The sequence below is a fragment of the Saccharicrinis fermentans DSM 9555 = JCM 21142 genome (assembly GCF_000517085.1).
GTDB lineage: Bacteria > Bacteroidota > Bacteroidia > Bacteroidales > Marinilabiliaceae > Saccharicrinis > Saccharicrinis fermentans.
The window spans coordinates 5,162,693-5,182,353 of the sequence record NZ_KI912107.1 but is presented as its reverse complement, the minus strand read 5'-3'; the positions used below and the strand labels follow the sequence as shown (position 1 = coordinate 5,182,353).

Here is a 19,661-nt window from a genome sequence, read left to right as displayed (position 1 = left end):
TTTCCATTTTTTAACATTTATAGAAATCTAATTTTACATTCGATTATTGAAACAGATTGCACAAACACCGTGCATCACAAAAGAAAATTTTTATGAACCTATTAAAATCTAGTTTAGTATGACTTTATTCAAATCCAGAAAGAATCTAACTTTGGAGCTTCTGATTGTGCTCCTTACAGGTTGTTTCTTATTCAGTGGGAATAACACTGTTTATGCCCAAGAATCAACAATTACCATCAGCGGTATGGTAAAAGACAATTCAGGCGATCCAATAGTGGGAGCAACTATTATGGAAAAAGGATCCACCACCAACGGTACAATTTCCGACATCGACGGTAACTATCAAATCAAAGTTCCTTCCAATGCTGCTTTAGTAGCGAGCTTCATTGGTTTTGCGACACAAGAAACCTCCGTTGCCGGTCAACCAAAAATTAATTTTGTTTTAGAACAAGAATTTACAAACCTAGACGAACTGGTAGTAGTTGGATACGGCGTACAGAAGAAAAGCGATGTCACCGGTGCGGTTGCCAGCGTCAGTGCAGACGCAATAAAAGCGATGCCAGTAAAAGATGCTGTACAGGCAATGCAAGGAAAAACTGCCGGTGTCGACATCACTTCAAACCAAAGACCTGGGGAGAATTCGAGTATCAGCATCAGGGGAGTTCGTTCTCTGAATGCCAGCCAAAGTCCACTATATGTCGTAGATGGAATGGTTGTTCAAAGTGGAGGAATTGACAACATCAATCCCAGCGACATAGAGAGTATCGACATTCTTAAAGATGCATCAGCTACAGCCATTTACGGATCAAGAGGTGCAAACGGTGTAGTATTGGTCACCACAAAGAAAGGAAAAGCAGGAACCGTAAGCTTCAATTATAATGGTTCAGTTACCATAGAAAAAATGTATGATGTAACTGAAATGATGGACGCTGCCGAATGGTTAGACTATGCAAGACTGGCTAAATACAATATGGGCAGTTATGCTTCAGCATCTCCCTCATACGAAGCAGATCTAGCAACATGGGGGTCGGTAAGCGCCTCCTTTGCGAATATAGAAAAAGGATGGGTAAACGGACAGTGGGACCCCAGTAAAGTTGAAAACTACGATTGGAAAAGATACGGAAAACGCACCGCTGTTTCAACAGAACATACCATTAGCGCCTCAGGAGGAACAGAGAAGTTTCAGGGATATGGCTCTTTTGGATACTTACACCAAGAAGGCACTCAGCCCGATCAACTCTACAAAAGATACACCGCTAAAACAAATTTTGAAGCCTCGCCGACCAATTGGTTAAAGTTTGGAACCACAATGAATCTAAGCTGGGGAGAACAAGACTATGGCTATAGTTTTACAAAATCAGTAACCGGTGCTGGGGATTATTATTCTGCATTAAAATCAATGCTTCCATGGGCCGTTCCTTATGACGAAAATGGTGATTACATCAGAAACCCTGCTGCAGGTGATGTAAATATCATAAACCCAATAGATGAACTAAAATACAACACAAACAATCGCAGAACATTACGTGCAACCGGAAGCTTTTATTCTCAAATTGATTTCAGCAATATCTGGCAAGCTCTAAGCGGTTTAAAATATCGCATCCAATTTGGTCCAGAATTCAAATATTATCGTTTGGGCGTATTCAATGCAGCCGACGGAATTAATGGGGATGGCAATAATGCAGCCAAATACAATACAAATAACACACAAGCTTGGACCTTGGATAACTTACTTTATTATGACAAAACATTTGCAGACCTTCATAAAGTAGGACTAACATTCATGCAATCTTCATCAAAATATCACTACGAGAATGGAAACATGTCTGCCGTAGATGTGGCCTCCACCGATGAGCTATGGTACAATTTAGGATCTGGAGGAGATAACTATTCTCTGGGAACAGGATTGTCAGAAAAGCAGATGGAATCATATATGGCACGAGGTAATTATACCTTTAACGACAAGTACTTATTAACTGCATCCATACGTTGGGATGGAGCTTCTCAATTAGCTGAAGGAAACAAATGGGCAAGTTTCCCTTCTTTGGCACTTGGCTGGAGAATAGATCAAGAGCACTTCATGAGTAGTTTAAACTGGATCAATGGTTTAAAAGCTCGCTTTGGTTATGGCATAACGGGTAATGCTGCAATTGGAGCATATGATACAAAAGGAGCATTGGCCTCTTTATATTATAACTGGGGAACAAGCTCTTCATCTTTAGGATACGTTGCATCTGATCCTTCTGTAAAATACCCCCCAAAAATGGCCAATAGCGAATTAAGCTGGGAAAAAACAGCTCAGTATAACGTGGGAATAGACTACGTACTCTTCAACAGTCGATTAACAGGTAGTGTAGATGTATACACAACAAAAACCACTGACTTATTGATGATAATGTCTATCCCAAGTCTCACTGGCTATACTTCAACCTGGGCAAATATTGGAGAAACAAAAGGCTCTGGCATTGACTTGCAAATCAACACCATTAATGTTAAATCAAATGACTTCACCTGGGAAACCAATATTACTTGGTCTAAAGATCAAAGTGAAATATCTAAATTAAATAATGGACTCAAAGAGATACCGAACAACGCATGGTTTGTTGGTGAAGATATTGGTGTGTATTACGACTATGTATATGATGGTATTTGGAAAAGTTCTGAGGCGGCAGAAGCCCAGAAATATGGACGTAAACCTGGCCAAATAAAAGTCAAAGACTTTAACAACGACTATACCATTGATCCGAATGACGATAGAAGGATCGTTGGTAATAAGCGACCTGACTGGTCGGGAGGTATGATCAATACATTAAACTATAAAAATATAGAGTTTTCGTTCTTTGTATACTCTCGTTGGGGTAATACTTTCAGAAGTGGTAAAGAAACACTCGACGGACGTTACGCTATGCGTAAGATTGATTATTGGATAGAAAACACCCATGAAGATGCCGAATATTACTCCCCTGGTTCTAACGGTGAAGCAGCAGACACATACGCCAGTTCAATGAATTACCAGGATGGATCGTTCATTAAAATGCGTAATATAAGTTTAGGATACAATTTCACACCAAAACAATTAAATAAATTTGGAATTAGCAACCTAAAATTATACGCCCAATGCATGAACCCCTTTACTATTTACTCAAAATGTGATTATTTAGATACAGACCTGGCCGGATACAATAACAACACCACATCTACGGGCTCATCTACCACACTTAAAGGATTAGTATTTGGAGTAAATGTTGAATTTTAATTTATAAAAAAACAATTATGAAATTAAAAAATATATTACTTACACTGGGCTTAACAATAAGCTTAGGACTATATGTATCTTCGTGTAAAGATGATTTTTTACAAGAGGATTTAACAACCACATACAGCACCCAACAGTTCAAAACCCAAGAAGGATTGGACCAGTTGGTAACCGGAACATATCAAAAATTAAAATTTAAATTTAATTATACTTGGGGAATAAAAATGTTTAACGTGGGAGTGGACGAGTTTACAGACGCCAACAACGCCATCCCTGATTATAACTGCTACAGTTCTGATTTAAACTCAGAAGAAGGAGGGAACAATCAACCCCTTTGGCAAAATATGTATGCTGGTATTGAATCTGCCAATACAATCATCACCAACATGCCGCTATATTACGACACAGACAATACTAATTACAATACACGATTAGGTGAAGGTTATTTTTTACGCGCGTATTTCTATTTAACACTTGTCTCACAATATGGAGGAGTTCCTTTAAAATTAAAACCTTCCACTGGTGTTGAAACATATTTTACACGAGCTACAGAAGAAGAATGTTTTGCACAGGTCATTTCTGATTTCAAAGCTGCTTATGACCTATTACCCACAACTCCTGAGGCAACAGGAAGAATAACCCAAGCAGCAGCAGCGCATTTCTTAGCAAAAACGCACTTAACTCGTGCCAGTGAGTTGTATAACCCCTGGAATTCAACATATGTGGAGGACGATTTAGATAAGGTCATAATGTATGGCCAAGAAGTAGTTGATGCCCATCCTTTATGTACCAATTATGTAGAATTATGGGATTACCAGCAAGCCAATGGTGCCAACGAGAATGTTTCTGAAGTTGTTTTGGCGGCTCAGTTCTCTGATGACAACTCCACCTGGGGCAGGTTTGGAAACCAAATGCATTTGTACTACCCATCTGTATACCAGGATATTTCCGGAACCAAAAGGGACATTTCTGGAGACCGTGAATTCTGCTATGCAAGAACAACCAATTACACAATGGATGTCTTCGACCGTGTTAATGACTCTCGTTTTTGGAAATCATTTATTACGAGTTACGGTTGCAACTCCACTGCTGATGCTCCCGAATGGAACGAAGAAAATGCTTCATTAGGTCCTGTTGGGAGTGTTGCAGGAGCCAAACGATTTGTTGGAGGAGACTTAGCAATAAAATATATTGTTAATGATGCAGGTGACAACAGATACAACCCTGTTACCAATGATGTAACTGGAGTATTAAAAAATGGCACCATGCAGAACACACATACCTTTGTTCGATATTTTGATGGAGAAAACCATGAATGGGTCGGACAGCATGGTAATGAAGGCTATTATGGTGTTCAAAAGCGCTTTGTGGCATTATCCAAATTCCGAGATGGATATAGAGTATCTATTTCATCACAGTTTGGCACTAGGGATGCGATACTGGCTCGTTCAGCTGACGATGTGTTAATGATTGCAGAAGCCTACATCCGCAAAGGAGAGTCTCAATATAACAATGCAATTATTTGGCTCAATAAATTAAGAGACAGAGCAGCCTATATGGATGGAGAAGATCGATCCATCCACACCGATGGAGGACAAGCTTATAAAAACAACAGCTACTGCGAAGGTAAAGGTGGCGGTTATTCGGCTGATGGAGCCATATTCTACGATCGCAATACATATTATGAATCTAATCAAGATATGGCAGTTACCACCGCTTCAACCTTAAATGAATTACACCTATCTTCAATTGATGATATATATAATTCACCTGTGGACGTTCCCATTTACAATGCACTTGGATGTGCCAGCAATGCGGATAAAATGATGTGTTTTCTTTTAAACGAAAGAACTCGGGAACTCTGCGGAGAAACCTTACGTTGGGAAGATTTAACACGCACCAAAACACTAGAAGCACGCTTTAAAGCATTCAATGATGGTTGGGTTCGTGGAAATTCGACGTTTAATGCCGACAAGCATTATTACAGACCTATTCCCTTATCTTTTCTCAATGCAATTACCAATGAAAATGGGGAAGCACTCAGCGCAGAAGAAAAGCAAGCCATGCAAAATCCAGGTTACTAATTCTTGAACTACATGTCTTATTAAAAATAGAATAGAGCTTAAGGGTAATCCTCCAAATGGGTTACCCTTTTCTACAAAAAACGAATCCTCTGCCAGAAACTACCAACCATCTCAAGCCAGACTGAGAGCAAGTCATTTTATTGCCATCTGATCAAAATGCTGCGAAACCATATCCCATGGTTTACTCAGTGCGATTGATGACTGACCTTGACCAAAGCAGTATTTACAAGTGTTTTCTTACCCAATTGTGTATGATATGACATGAATACGGAATAATATACATATTATAAAAATGATTCATATATACTTTTGAACAGAATTAGATAAAGTAATCGCATACATAAAAAAATCACGATGAAAAGCGCATTTATGAATAGACACTATTTTAATTTTTTCAAATATATTCTTATATGTAGTTGGATAATTTTTCATTATTCTCATTCCGCTGCACAAGAGAAAAAAGAAAAAAGAAATAAAAAAAGAAACAACATAGAAGCTTCGATAAGTAACGATGCCAACACTCCTCTGCACCTAACTAAACCCAATTATCCGATCAGTTACGCAACGCCATCTTCCGCTAAGATTGAGTCGCAGATGGAATCTATCCTCGCCTACCTTTCCAGCGTTACCCCAACTACAATCATTGATTCAAAGACACAACAAATACTTTCGAACTTTGAGAATATAAATCAATATTCCTATTTGAAGCATGGAGAATTCAGGTTAACCTCATACGAATGGGGTGTTACATATGCTGGCATGATACGCATGGCGCAGGTAACAGAAAATGAAAAATACCTGAACTATGTAACTGAACGTTTTTCCATGCTATCAGAAGTGGCGCCCTATTATAAAGCTATTTTAAAAGAAACAGGAAAAATAGATCCTTCCATCACAACCGTTCTACAACCTAAGGCACTAGATGATGCGGGAGCTATGTGCGCTGCCATGATCAAAACATCTACATTTGACCAGCCTAACAGTGCCCTTGACACTTTAATCGGCAACTACATGGATTATATCATGTACCACCAATACCGATTAAAAGACGGAACATTTGCCCGTAACCGCCCACAATATAACACGGTTTGGCTAGATGATATGTTTATGAGTATTCCTGCCATATTGCAAATGGGGCAGTATAAATCCGATAATAAATACATACACGAAGCCATTCATCAAATCAAACTCTTTAAGGATAAAATGTTTATGGACGAAGAGGGACTTTTTCGACATGGTTGGATAGAAGGTTTACAACCGCAACCTAGTTATTGTTGGGCACGCGCAAATGGATGGGCACTTCTAACGCTTTGTGAGGCCTTAGATGTTTTACCTGAAAATCACAAAGACAGGCCATGGATCAAAGAAATATACAAAAAACAGATCACATCCTTAGCAAAATACCAATCAGGACAAGGCCTTTGGCACCAACTGATTAACAAACCTGATTCTTATCTGGAAACATCCGCCAGTGCTATCTTTGTGTACGCCATTGCTCATGGTATAAATCAAGGCTGGTTGAATGCACAAGTTTACGGCCCTATTGTTTCTTTAGGCTGGAGTGCACTTTCTGAAAAGGTAAACACACATGGCCAGGTAAACGGCACATGTGTTGGCACAGGAATGGGCTTTGACCCTGCCTTCTATTATTATCGTCCAACAAGTACACAAGCAGCGCATGGCTATGGACCTATGTTACTGGCCGGAGCCGAAATGATTGAGCTTTGCAAGAATTGGTTTCCCAAAAAGAACGACAGCGCCATTCATTTTTATGCACAAGAGCTACCCTACACAGAACCTATATTTAAAGTGGGTAATCCCAGACACCCTCCTTATAAAAAAGCCGGAAGTAGTCGCAAAGGCAATAATCCTGTTGTTTTTATCATTGGAGACTCTACTGTAAAAAATGGTAGAGACCGAGGGGATGGTGGCCAATGGGGATGGGCAAGCTTCTTTGATCACTATTTTGATACCACAAAAATCACTATTGAAAACCATGCCTTAGGAGGTATTAGTAGCAGAACATTCTTCACCTATGGCTTATGGCAGGATGTTTTAGAAGGATTTAAAGAAGGAGATTATCTATTTATCCAGTTCGGGCATAATGATGTAGGTTCTTTTGACACGGGTCGCGCACGCGCTTCCATCAAAGGTGCTGGTGAAGAATCAAAAGTTTATGTCATGGAAAATACCAGAGGACCCGAAACGGTATATACTTTTGGCCACTATATACGTCTCTTTATCAAACAAGCCCAAGCCCAAGGTGTAACTGTGATCGCTTTATCCCATACGCCCCGTAACAATTGGAAAGATGGCAAAATGGCGCGCGTAACAGATACTTATGCAAAGTGGACAAAGCAGGCTGCACAAGCGCAAGGTGCATTTTATATTGACGCAAACAACTTATGCGCATCTGCATATGAAAAGATTGGGCAAGCAGCTACCATGCCATACTATAAAGATAATGTGCATACCTCGTATAAAGGAGCCATATTAAATGGAAACACCATTGCCCAAGCGGTGTACAAACTTCATAATTGCCGTCTAAAGCAATACTTAAAATTAGATGCATTGGATAACCCTCCCAAAGTAGCTCCCAGCCCCTTATTCCGCGATAAACAATTCGATGGTGCAGCAGATCCTGTTGTTATCTGGAATAAAGCAGAGAAAAAATGGTTTATGTTCTATACCAACCGCAGGGCCAAATTAAAAAATAACAAAGGGCTTGAATGGGTGCATGGAACACCGATAGGTATAGCCGAATCTGAGGATGGCGGCTTAACATGGAAATACAGATCGGATGCAAAAATAAACTATGGAGGCCCAGACATTACCTATTGGGCTCCCGAGGTCATCGAACACGATGGTAAGTATCATATGTTCCTGACCGTCGTTCCGGGAATATTCACCGATTGGAATCACCCTCGTCATATCATTCACCTAACAAGCAACAATTTGATAGATTGGAATTTCCAATCAAAATTAAATTTAGCATCAGATAAAGTCATAGATGCAGAAGTAATAAAAGCTCCCAATGGAAAATGGAGAATGTATTACAACAACGAACAAAAAAATAAATCCATATACTACGCAGAGAGTAGTAATTTACTTGATTGGGAAAATAAAGGACTGGCTGTGAATGAGAAAAGAGGTGAAGGACCAGTGGTCTTTTATTGGAAAAACAGATATTTCATGATTATTGACTCTTGGAAAGGCCTCTCTGTGTTTAGCTCTAAAAATATGAAAAACTGGTATTTACAGAAAGAAAACATCCTAGAAAAACCCGGTTATTTTAAAGATGATGGGGTAAAGGGAGGTCATGCCGATGTTATCATAAACAACGATAGAGCATATATATTTTACTTTACCCATCCCGGAAGAACTAATGATATTTGGGATGATACTTATGAAACAAGAAGATCTTCTATTCAAGTAAGAGAACTGAAATTTATCAATCATCAGATTGTATGTAACCGTAATTTACCTGTAAACATAGAATTAATACAACCTTAAAAATTAAATCACATGAAAATACAAAACCTACTAATAATAGCAATAGGTATATTACTTATAAGCTGTAGAGAACAAAAGAATGAAAGCATAAATATATTTATTTGTGGTGATTCTACCGCACAAAGCTATGACACCTCCAAAACGGTCATGAGGGGATGGGCACAAATGCTACCTGATTTTTTTGATGAGCACGTTACTATAATTAATAAAGCAAAAGCTGGACGCAGTACAAAAAGTTATTTAGCAGAAAAACGATGGAAAGAAGTGATGGATTCAATACAAGCCGATGATTATGTGATCATCCAATTTGGTCATAACGATGCTTCATCAAAACCAGAGAGACATGCTTCATACGCCGATTATAAACAAAACCTAATTAAAATGATTAAAGAAGCTAAAGCAAAACAAGCACGTCCAATTCTAGCTACATCAATTGTAATGAGAACATTTAAAGACAATGCATTAATAGATGACCGACTAAAAGCATACCCTGCTATTACACGTCAATTGGCCGATTCATTGAACATTCCCTTAATAGACACCTGGCTTCAATCAAGAGACTTAGTTGTTATGCTAGGCGATGAACCATCAAAAGCTTTATATATGTGGATTGAGGCAGGCATCGATTCTATTCGTCCCAACGGTTCACAAGACGACACTCATCTCCAATCAAAAGGAGCTGTAACCATTGCAGAAATGGTAGCCACAGATATAAAAAAACAAAATCTTAAAGATATCGCGACACATGTTATCATACCTTAAAAATGCATGCTCCATAAGCTTAATACTATTCGCTGCCTTCTCACTTGAAAGCTGCCAGACTAACATCCAATGGCCGGAAGAGTCTGTGGACACAAAACCGGGAACACGCTGGTGGTGGATGGGTAGCGCTGTAGATAAAACAAACCTGAGTAAGAATATGGAAGCATATGCCGATGCCGGTATTGGTTCCCTGGAGATTACCCCCATTTACGGTATCCAGGGGAACGATTCCAATGAAATAGACTTCTTATCGGACAAATGGATGCAAATGTATATTCATAGTCAGCAAGAAGCACTGAGATTAGGAATGAAGATAGATATGAATACCGGAACAGGATGGCCTTTCGGTGGACCAGATATTACACCCACGGATGCAGCTAGCAAATTACTGGTAAAGGAATTCAATCTATCAACAGGTGAGAGATTAAAGGAATTAATTATTCCAGAAGAAAACAGACAAAAAGAGATCGCCACATTAGCTTGTTTAATGGCTTTTTCAGAGAAAGGAGAAAAACTGGACTTGACCAATCAAGTAAGTCAGCACAAACTACATTGGCAGGCCCCAAAAGGAAAATGGAAATTGATAGCCCTCTTCGAAGGAAATACTTTTCAACAAGTAAAGAGAGCGGCTCCCGGAGGAAAAGGATTGGTATTAAATCACTTTTCGGAAAAGAGTGTCTTAAAATACCTCCACAAATTCACACACGCTTTTAAAGAGAGAAATGCTCCGGTCCCTAATTACTTTTTTAACGATAGCTATGAAGTATATCAGGCCGATTGGACTCCTCACCTATTAACTGCATTTGAAAAAATGCAAGGCTATCGATTACAAGATTATCTTCCTCAGTTTCTGGATACTTCCGGAGGCGACACCACAGCAAGATTAATATCCGATTATCGAGAAACCCTATCGGAATTACTGCTACAAAATTTCACAATACCGTGGACCCAATGGGCACATGATATGAAGAGCAAAACGAGGAATCAGGCCCATGGCTCTCCAGCAAACCTCATTGACATTTATGCAGCAGTTGACATTCCTGAATGCGAAGGCTTTGGACTATCCGACTTCCATATTAACGGACTGCGAAGTGATTCCTTGACTCGACACAATGACTCAGACCTTTCCATGTTAAAATATGCATCATCTGCGGCACATATCACAGGAAAAAGATTCACCTCATCAGAGACATTTACATGGTTAACCGAACACTTTAGAACTTCTTTCTCGCAGTGCAAACCTGATCTAGATTTAATGTTTGTATCAGGTGTTAATCGGGTATACTTTCACGGAACCACCTATAGCCCTGAAGATGCAATATGGCCGGGTTGGAAATTCTATGCTTCCATTGACATGAGCCCCTCCAATCCCCTCTGGTGCAACGCCAAACCATTTTTCAAATACATATCAAGAGTACAATCGTTCATGCAAATGGGCAAACCGGATAATGACTTTTTAGTATATCTTCCTATCTATGATATGTGGCATGACCTGGATGGCAGAATGCTCATGTTTAGTATACATAAAATGAAAGAGAGAGCTCCTGAATTTATTAATGTGGTAAACGAAATCAGCCAGGCCGGATACGATATGGATTACATTTCGGATCAATTAATAAGCACAACACAAACCGACAACCATTCCTTACTTACTTCAGGAGGTTCGTCCTATAAAGCCATCATTGTTCCATCTGCCCATAAGATGCCCATCGAAACACTGCAGAAGCTAATTGACCTGGCCCAGCAAGGTGCAAAGGTGGTATTTTTAAACGACTACCCCACTGATGTACCAGGTTTTTCAAACCTAAACAAAAGAAGAAAGCAATTCAAAACACTGATCAACATGCTTCCTCCACACAAATCTGATCTGGCCTTATCAACCCCATTGGGGAAAGGTTGCATCATTACCGGGTCAAATATCAAAAACACCTTAAAGAAAACAGCCGTTATACCCGAGGAAATAAAAACCAAAGGCAAACTACAATTCATACGTCGTAAAAACAAAGACGGATATTTCTATTTCATTGCGGCCCTAAAAGAAGAAGATACTGATATCTGGGTAAGCCTACCTCATCGTTTTAAGTCCGCCGTATTCTTTCATCCCCTTGACGGTCAAATTGGCAAAGCCAGCACCAAACAACAAAACGGACAAACATGCGTTCGCATACAACTTAAATCCGGACAATCAATCATTCTTCAAACGTATTCTAACAAACGTATCAATACTGCCCCCTGGCCATATATGAATGAATTAGCACCTCCTTTCATCCTCAACAATAACTGGAGTCTGTACTTTAAAAAAAGCACCCCAGCCATTAGAGACACTTTTACTTTACCCCAACTAATACCATGGACAAAACTCAAACATAAAAATGCCAAAATAAATATGGGCACTGCTGTGTACTCAACTTCTTTTTCCATAAATATTCAAACATCAGATGAATGGTTATTGGACCTGGGAGACGTCAGAGAGACTGCAAAAATTCGCATGAACGGAAAAGATGTACAAACCTTATGGTCGGTACCATACCAACTATTTGTAGGGCCATATTTAAAAGACGGTCTCAATAAAATTGAAATTGAAGTAACAGGCTTACCAGCTAATCATATTTCGAATATGGATAAGAAGGGAGTCGCTTGGCGTAAATTTAAAGAAATAAACTTTGTAGATCTGAACTATCAAAAAACAGGATACGCACATTGGGATGTCATGCCTGCCGGCTTAAATAGTCAAGTTAAACTGATACCGGTAAACTTTTCCCCTAAAAAAAATAAATAAAAATCGAGCCATGGGAATGCACTCGCAGGCAGGGGGGGATGATTAATCCTAATGAGTTCCATATGTCCTTTGAAAATTTAATGTAATCATATGAAAACAATGCTATTATTACTTCTAACCATACATCTTACGTGTGCTTACACGCAAAACAGCGAAACAATACCTCATTTCGAATGGATGGATCAGGTGGGCGCGCACAGTCAACCAAACAATAAGCAAACCTTTTTAGTTAACGACTTTGGTGCTATTGGCGATGCCATAACAATGAACACCCAAGCCATACAAAACGCCATTAACCAAGCAGAAAAAGCAGGAGGAGGCACTGTTACCTTTCAGTCGGGAATCTATTTGAGCGGCTCACTTTTTATTGGTGACAACATCAATTTTCACATCCCCAAAGGAACCATGATTATTGGAAGTCAAGACCTGAAAGACTACAAATGTATTGACACGCGCGTGGCAGGCATAGAAATGAATTGGCCCGCTGCATTGATCAATATTATAGGAAAAAAAAATGCTGCAATTACCGGAGATGGTGTAATACATGGAAAAGGAAAGGTTTTTTGGGACAAATACTGGTCCATGCGTAAGGAATATGAAGCCAAACAATTGCGCTGGATTGTTGACTATGATTGTGACCGACCAAGAGGAATCTTGATTTCCGATTCCGAAAACATTACTGTAGATGGCATCGTACTATACCAACCTGGCTTTTGGAGTTTACATATACTATACTCAAAATACGTTACCGTAAATGACATTACCATTAGCAACAATATCGAAGGTCATGGCCCCAGCACAGACGGAATAGACATTGACTCATCTTCATTTATCCTGGTTCAAAACAGTACCATCAACTGCAATGATGATAATATTTGCTTAAAAGCCGGCAGAGATGCTGATGGACTAAAAGTTAACCGGCCCTGTGAGTATATTGTTATTAGAAATTGCACCGCTGGCCTTGGGGCTGGACTTTTTACCTGTGGAAGTGAAACCTCAGGAGATATAAAACACGTTGTGGCGTATAATTTAATAGCCCAAGGCACTACCTTTGGTTTAAGATTTAAGAGCACTACCCAACGCGGAGGAAATATTGAAGACATACATTTGGCGAACATTACAATGCAAGATGTCAAATATCCACTTAGTGTAGACTTGAACTGGAACCCGGCCTACAGTAACTCATTGTTACCAGAAAGTTATAATAATAAAGAAATACCAGCGCATTGGTTAAAAATGCTAGAGAAAGTGGATCCCCAACAAGGGATGCCTAAGTTTAAAAATATTCATTTCTCCCATATCAAATGTACCAATGCAGAATCCTGTATAACGATTGAAGGCATAAAAAAAAGCACCATTGACCATTTTAGTTTTAATCACGTAAGCATTCAAGGAAAAAAAGCCGGACATATAAAATATGCTAAAAACTGGATCTGTAACAACTTGCAGATAATTTCAGATGAAGTCATGATCTTAAAGAATAACAAAAAAGTAAACTTATTTCATAACGAAGAACCATACCCATTTAAATAAACAATAAAAACACAAAGTGCTTATCTTAATGAAAAATATTATGATGAAACATAACTTACTTATCATCCTTCTCCTCTCGAGCCTCTCCTTATGCGCTCAAGAAACAGAGAGACAATATCTTTCCGGAACAGGCTTAGGCCACACTATTACCTGGGATTTCTTTTGTTCTGACGGTCAGAACAGTCAAAAATGGAGTAAAATAGAAGTCCCTTCACAATGGGAACTAGAAGGATTTGGAGAATACACTTACGGCAGGTGGTATAAAAAAGAAGGTGTCCAACCTTCCAAAGAAGTTGGAACATACAAATATTCATTCAAAGTACCTAAAACATGGGAAACCAAACAAATATCTATTATTTTTGAAGGTGCCATGACAGATACAGAAGTATTCATCAATGGAACCAAAGCAGGAGAAACACATCAGGGAGGCTTCTATCGGTTTTCGTATGATATCACAAAAATAATAATTCCAGGAACGAACAATGAACTCAAAGTAATTGTACATAAACATTCCGAAAACAACAGTGTCAACAATGCAGAACGCAAAGCTGATTGGTGGACTTTTGGAGGGATTTACCGCCCGGTTTACCTAGAAGCAAATCCACCCATGGCCATCACGCATGTTGCCGTTGACGCAAAAGCCGATGGAGTATTAAATGCAGACATTGACTTATCTCAAGAAGCCTATTCCAATCGGTTGCTAGCATCCATAGAGCCATTAACTGGCGAAGGACATTTTGATACAAAAACAATCAAGATCAACAATAAAAATACAAAACAGCATATCCACTTAAACTGGGATGGTGTTAAAAACTGGAACCCGGAGAATCCTCAACTGTACCATTTAACACTGAAGCTAACCAACAATAGAGACAGCATATTACATATCTGGACATCCAGAATTGGCTTTAGAACAGTAGAATTCAAAAAGAAAGATGGTATCTATGTAAACGGCACCAAAATAGTTATGAAAGGTATCAACCGCCACTCATTTCACCCCGATGGAGGACGTACCACCAACCCAAAGATCAGCAAGGATGACGTTTTACTCATGAAAGAAATGAACATCAATGCCGTCCGCTTTCACTACCCACCAGATCAGCACTTTTTAAACATGTGCGATTCCATTGGATTATTTGTAATTGATGAATTAGCTGGTTGGCAAAATTGTTATGACTCGCAGGTAGGACATAAGCTACAAAAAGAAATGCTGACAAGGGATGTCAATCATCCAAGTATCGTATTATGGAGTAATGGTAACGAAGGAGGCTGGAACTATGAGTTAGATCAACACTTTGCAGATTACGACCCCCAAAATAGACACGTCATACATGCGTGGGCTGACTTTAATGACATTGATACACACCACTACCCTACTTACTTAACCGGAGTAGCACGATTTACCAATGGCTACAAAGTATTTATGCCCACTGAATTTATGCATGGCATGTACGACCAAGGACACGGTGCAGGACTCGAAGACTTCTGGCTAAACTGGACAGCACACCCCTTATTCGCAGGAGCCTTTATGTGGGCATTCAACGATTGTGCGGTAAAACGAACCGATAAAAATGGCATCCTGGATTCAGATGACTATAGAGCTCCCGATGGGATAGTGGGCCCTTATCGTGAAAAAGAAGGTAGTGTGTTTACCGTTCGCGAAGTGTGGGCTCCTATTCAATTCAAACAGCTGTATATCACTCCTTCATTTAAAGGTAACTTTTTAATCTCCAACACCTATCTATATACCAACCTGAAGGACTGCAACATGAAATACCGCCTTTACAAAATTGACTCTCCTCTTCGAGGAAGTAAAAAAAAGATCTTAAAAGAAGGATCCGTATCTCTTCCCCCATTAAACCCTGGCGAAACCGGCACAGCAAAAATGGAATTACCTCGTGACTTTTTTGAAGGTGATGTACTCGAACTGGAAGCCTACGATCATCACAACAAACCAATTTGTACATGGACCTGGCCTATAAAATATGCTAATGAATACTATTTATCACAACAGTCCAACAAAAAAAACAATGGAAAAGTAAAAATACGAGAAACAAACAACTCCACAACACTGGAGACTAACAATGTAAGTGTTACCTTTAATACCCTAAACGGTGAAATCACTCAAGTAAAAAACACAAAAGGAACAATCCCTTTTAACAATGGCCCAGTGGCAGTTGGCATGAAAATAAAATATGTAGAATGTTATCACAAAAACACTGGTAATACAGCTCTATTCGTTGCCAAATACCTGGGAGGAATAGACTCTATTGTATGGACCTTGAACGCAGATGGTCTTTTAAGTATGGATGCCGTTATGCTCAATAGAACCCGAGGAGGAGCAGGCTTTGATGATGCCTTTACGGATAACAAAATCAATCATTTTGGACTCACTTTTTCTTATCCGGAAAAAATGGTTCAAGGAATGGAGTGGTTTGGCCGCGGTCCCTATCGCGTATGGAAAAACCGAATAAAAGGAACAAATTACAATCTTTGGCAAAAGAATTACAACAACACCACTACCGGCGAAAGTGAATATGGCCTCACCTACCCTGAATTTAAAGGTTATCATGCGAATCTATATTGGGCTACTATCCAGTCCGATCAAGCCCCTTTTCATGTTTACGCCAAAAGTGATGGCATATTCTTACGACTATTAACCCCCGAGGAACCAAAGGGTAGAATGCAAGGACGGCGAACCATGCCTTCTTTCCCATCTGGTGACATATCCTTTTTATACGATATACCCGCCATACAATCCTTTAAATCTGTTGCGGATCAAGGACCACACAGTCAGCCAGGCAACATCAGAATAAAAGTAGGAGACGAAGGAGTAAAAATGAAGTTAATGTTTGATTTCAGATAATCCATTCATACGATAATTGAAAACTTGCCATAAGAGGACAAACAACACATACGCCCTCTTATGGCAAGAATACATAAAAGACAGCACATCACTCTTGCATTTTCCATGGGTGTACCCAAAAGAAAAACGTCACAAAAAATTACTTGTAATCCGTTTCAAAAGCTAAGTATAAATATCATTTATGCTTACTATTCAAGCATTTTAGCGAACCTGAATAAGAAGATGCTATTTAGGTATTTCATAAAAGCGATGATGACCTACCAAACCAATTGCTATTTGATCAATTACAATGCCGGTTTGATTTACCGACAAACTCAACTCATGCTCCCCCGGTTGATCTATCTGCACCATATATTTTACCGACTTAAAATTTCTCAGGACATTATTTTTCCACTCCAGACTTCTCCCCTTGGTGTTCAATTTAAAATTCTGATACGCCCTATTATCCAAAGAAACCCCCAATTCGTGATCAAAATGAATAGAGTGCGTAGGCAAACATCTTATCTCAACCTCATATTTACCCCTCTCTTTGGTGTGAAAACGATACGAAACACAAGGCCTATCCTCCGCAAAATACTTTTGAACAAAAGGATATAGTGTTACAGAAGCGTTACTGTATCCCAGACCATGAATCACCTCCCATTGAAAGTTTTCAAAACCCTTCGCTTGTTTAAAATCTTTTGCTTGAATAAAAATCACCGCTTCCTCTGGGAGAGCTCTTTTTTCCAAAGAATCCACCCTAGCCATATGATAATCAGGTAGCTGAAAAACAGGAAGACTACGCGGCTTACTATCCATCATATACTTCCATTTACCATTGCTAATACTTGTGTTATATCGCATGGTTAAAGAGTCTATATCCGCATAGGCTTGTTTAACACCCTCATTAAATGTGCATTTATCCTTATATGTTTGGGCATTATAGGCCATTTGTGCAAACATAAACTTAAAATTCATAGCAGCAGCTCCACAAACAGGATATTCAACCAACTGAAAAAAAGAATCTTGTAATCTGGAATCCACCCCTACTTTTACTTTATTCATTTGATCCACTAGATCCTTATAATAATCAATTCTTCGTTGGACTTCATTTCCATTTGAAAACTGATTAAAATCCGATTCTCTGGTAATCGTTGTAGGTTCTGTTTGACTCCAACCCATGTACTCCGGTTTCCTCAAAAAAGCAAGCCGATAATACTCGTCCATCAAATTTGCTATCAAAGCTCCATTATTTACACCAAACTCACGTGAATAAAAATTACGTAGATGCTCTTTTATATTCATTGAATTCACGCCATTTATATCCCAGGCCAAGTCCAGGAAGAACTCCATATTATATTCGTTAGGCTTCATATCTCCCACATTCGCGATCCACATTTCATCGGCCCCATTTTGGTACGCTTTAGACATTTCATACCAAATCAAACCGGGCTGTGTTGTACTTAACCAAAGGTAATCATGAGGCCTTCCCCAATAACTCAGATGGTAATAAACACCGGCCCTCCCTTTTCTTTTTTGCTCCTCTTCATCACTTAACCTACGGATATAGCCATAATTATCATCACACCACATCAACGTTATATCTTCCGGCACATTTAATCCGGCATTATATAAGTCCAGCACTTCCTTATAAGGCACCAATACCTGTGGAATATTTTCTATTGATGCTTTCAGCGTTGACGATAATATATCACGTTGATCCTTCAGAATAGTATCCAATATTTGAACCATTTCAGCCCTATTGGACGCACCTTCCATTTTTGAATCGTGTATTCCACGCATCCCCATAGTATACAAACATTCCATACCAGCATCTTTTGTTTCAGAAACCCGATCTTGCCAGTACTCCTGAACATTTCTACGGTTGGTAAAGTAATTAAACCTCCCATCTTTTGACATATTCCATTCCCTCACATTATTCCGTAACATTGGTTCTGCATGGCTCGAACCAATAGCAATGTGATATTTCTTTGCCATTTCGGCATTTCCCTCTATTGCAAAAAACGGTTTTGTACAATGATGCATGGCAGGCCAAATAGTGTTGGCTTTTAAACGAAGTAACAATTGAAATATTTTTTCATACGTTTTAGGACCAATATCACCTGTTTCTGGTTCAAAAGTCCTGGCGGCCCATGGTTGAAGACCCCAATCTTCATCATTTAAAAAGATACCCCGATATTTTACGGAAGGAGACTCTATAATACCTTCAGCAGGCAGTTCTAAAGACATGATTTTTTGTGGTAATGGTACTACATCTGCCCACCACTTCCACGGTGATATACCCATTCTTTCTGCTACTTCAAATATACCATAAACGGTTCCTCTAATATCACTTCCTACAATAAATAATTTATTATCTGAATGTTGTAATAAAAATTGCTCCCATGCATCTTGCCATAACTGTACATCAACAACCTTTGCTTCCTGAATTATAGGATCGTTAAACAAGCCTATTATTATATTATTATCTGAAGTATTGACTTCTGAAAGTTCTTTTATTTCCTTAATAATCCATTTTGATCCAGTAGCATATTCAATTGATTGAGCTACATCAGAAATGGCCCAATGAATTAGTGAATCACATTCTTCAGAAACATAAATAACCAGTGGTTCTCCAGCGCTTATGGTAGTATAACCATGAGATATTTGTTTTTTGCAGGAGAGTAATGCAAATAATAAAATGATGGTGTAATAACATACTTTCATAACTATTTTTTAACGGTTACACGAAACTCATCACAGCAATCATTTTCATAGAAGAAAAAGCTTTGACTTCTTCAACCAGAAACCCGAATGTTACATTAGATCTTCGTTATAAAACTAAAAGTCCAATAGATTTTCTAATGCCTTTTTCAGATTAAAGATACT

8 protein-coding genes are annotated in these 19,661 nt (G+C 39.0%); 7 read left to right on the top strand and 1 reads right to left on the bottom strand.

What is annotated here, in order from left to right; genetic code table 11:
* The first annotated feature begins 118 nt into the window (after window positions 1-118).
* The 7 genes from CYTFE_RS0121315 to CYTFE_RS0121285 all read left to right on the top strand — a co-directional run bounded on the left by CYTFE_RS0121315 (window position 119) and on the right by CYTFE_RS0121285 (window position 16,793).
* Window positions 119-3,256, top strand: a complete 3,138-nt coding sequence (locus CYTFE_RS0121315; RefSeq protein ID WP_052343345.1) for a SusC/RagA family TonB-linked outer membrane protein — start codon at window positions 119-121, stop codon at window positions 3,254-3,256.
* 17 nt (window positions 3,257-3,273) lie between these two features.
* On the top strand, window positions 3,274-5,340 hold the full coding sequence (locus CYTFE_RS0121310) for a RagB/SusD family nutrient uptake outer membrane protein (protein ID WP_027473482.1): 2,067 nt from the start codon (window positions 3,274-3,276) through the stop codon (window positions 5,338-5,340).
* A gap of 354 nt (window positions 5,341-5,694) precedes the next feature.
* Entirely contained in the window at window positions 5,695-8,853 is a 3,159-nt protein-coding gene (locus CYTFE_RS30920) for a glycoside hydrolase family 88 protein (protein WP_052343344.1), read from the top strand.
* 12 nt (window positions 8,854-8,865) lie between these two features.
* Complete coding sequence (locus tag CYTFE_RS27565; RefSeq protein ID WP_052343343.1) at window positions 8,866-9,615, top strand: rhamnogalacturonan acetylesterase; 750 nt, start codon at window positions 8,866-8,868, stop codon at window positions 9,613-9,615.
* Window positions 9,599-12,394, top strand: coding sequence for an alpha-L-rhamnosidase (locus CYTFE_RS27560; protein WP_081736064.1), 2,796 nt, complete (start codon window positions 9,599-9,601; stop codon window positions 12,392-12,394). The genes CYTFE_RS27565 and CYTFE_RS27560 overlap by 17 nt, the downstream gene beginning before the upstream one ends.
* Window positions 12,395-12,484: 90 nt before the next feature.
* On the top strand, window positions 12,485-13,927 hold the full coding sequence (locus CYTFE_RS0121290) for a glycoside hydrolase family 28 protein (RefSeq protein WP_027473481.1): 1,443 nt from the start codon (window positions 12,485-12,487) through the stop codon (window positions 13,925-13,927).
* Between the two features lie 40 nt (window positions 13,928-13,967).
* Entirely contained in the window at window positions 13,968-16,793 is a 2,826-nt protein-coding gene (locus tag CYTFE_RS0121285) for a glycoside hydrolase family 2 protein (RefSeq protein ID WP_200871214.1), read from the top strand.
* 225 nt (window positions 16,794-17,018) lie between these two features.
* On the opposite strand, the gene CYTFE_RS27555 is transcribed toward CYTFE_RS0121285, so the two are convergent.
* Window positions 17,019-19,499, bottom strand: a complete 2,481-nt coding sequence (locus CYTFE_RS27555; protein ID WP_052343342.1) for a glycosyl hydrolase 115 family protein — start codon at window positions 19,497-19,499, stop codon at window positions 17,019-17,021.
* Between the last annotated feature and the right edge of the window lie 162 nt (window positions 19,500-19,661).

What these genes read in the sequence shown, in the direction of transcription:
- CYTFE_RS0121315 (WP_052343345.1), top strand. Translation starts at nt 119, where the DNA reads ATGACTTTATTCAAATCCAGAAAGAATCTAACTTTGGAGCTTCTGATT.
- CYTFE_RS0121310 (WP_027473482.1), top strand. Translation starts at nt 3,274, where the DNA reads ATGAAATTAAAAAATATATTACTTACACTGGGCTTAACAATAAGCTTA.
- CYTFE_RS30920 (WP_052343344.1), top strand. Translation starts at nt 5,695, where the DNA reads ATGAAAAGCGCATTTATGAATAGACACTATTTTAATTTTTTCAAATAT.
- CYTFE_RS27565 (WP_052343343.1), top strand. Translation starts at nt 8,866, where the DNA reads ATGAAAATACAAAACCTACTAATAATAGCAATAGGTATATTACTTATA.
- CYTFE_RS27560 (WP_081736064.1), top strand. Translation starts at nt 9,599, where the DNA reads ATGTTATCATACCTTAAAAATGCATGCTCCATAAGCTTAATACTATTC.
- CYTFE_RS0121290 (WP_027473481.1), top strand. Translation starts at nt 12,485, where the DNA reads ATGAAAACAATGCTATTATTACTTCTAACCATACATCTTACGTGTGCT.
- CYTFE_RS0121285 (WP_200871214.1), top strand. Translation starts at nt 13,968, where the DNA reads ATGATGAAACATAACTTACTTATCATCCTTCTCCTCTCGAGCCTCTCC.
- CYTFE_RS27555 (WP_052343342.1), bottom strand. Translation starts at nt 19,499, where the DNA reads ATGAAAGTATGTTATTACACCATCATTTTATTATTTGCATTACTCTCC.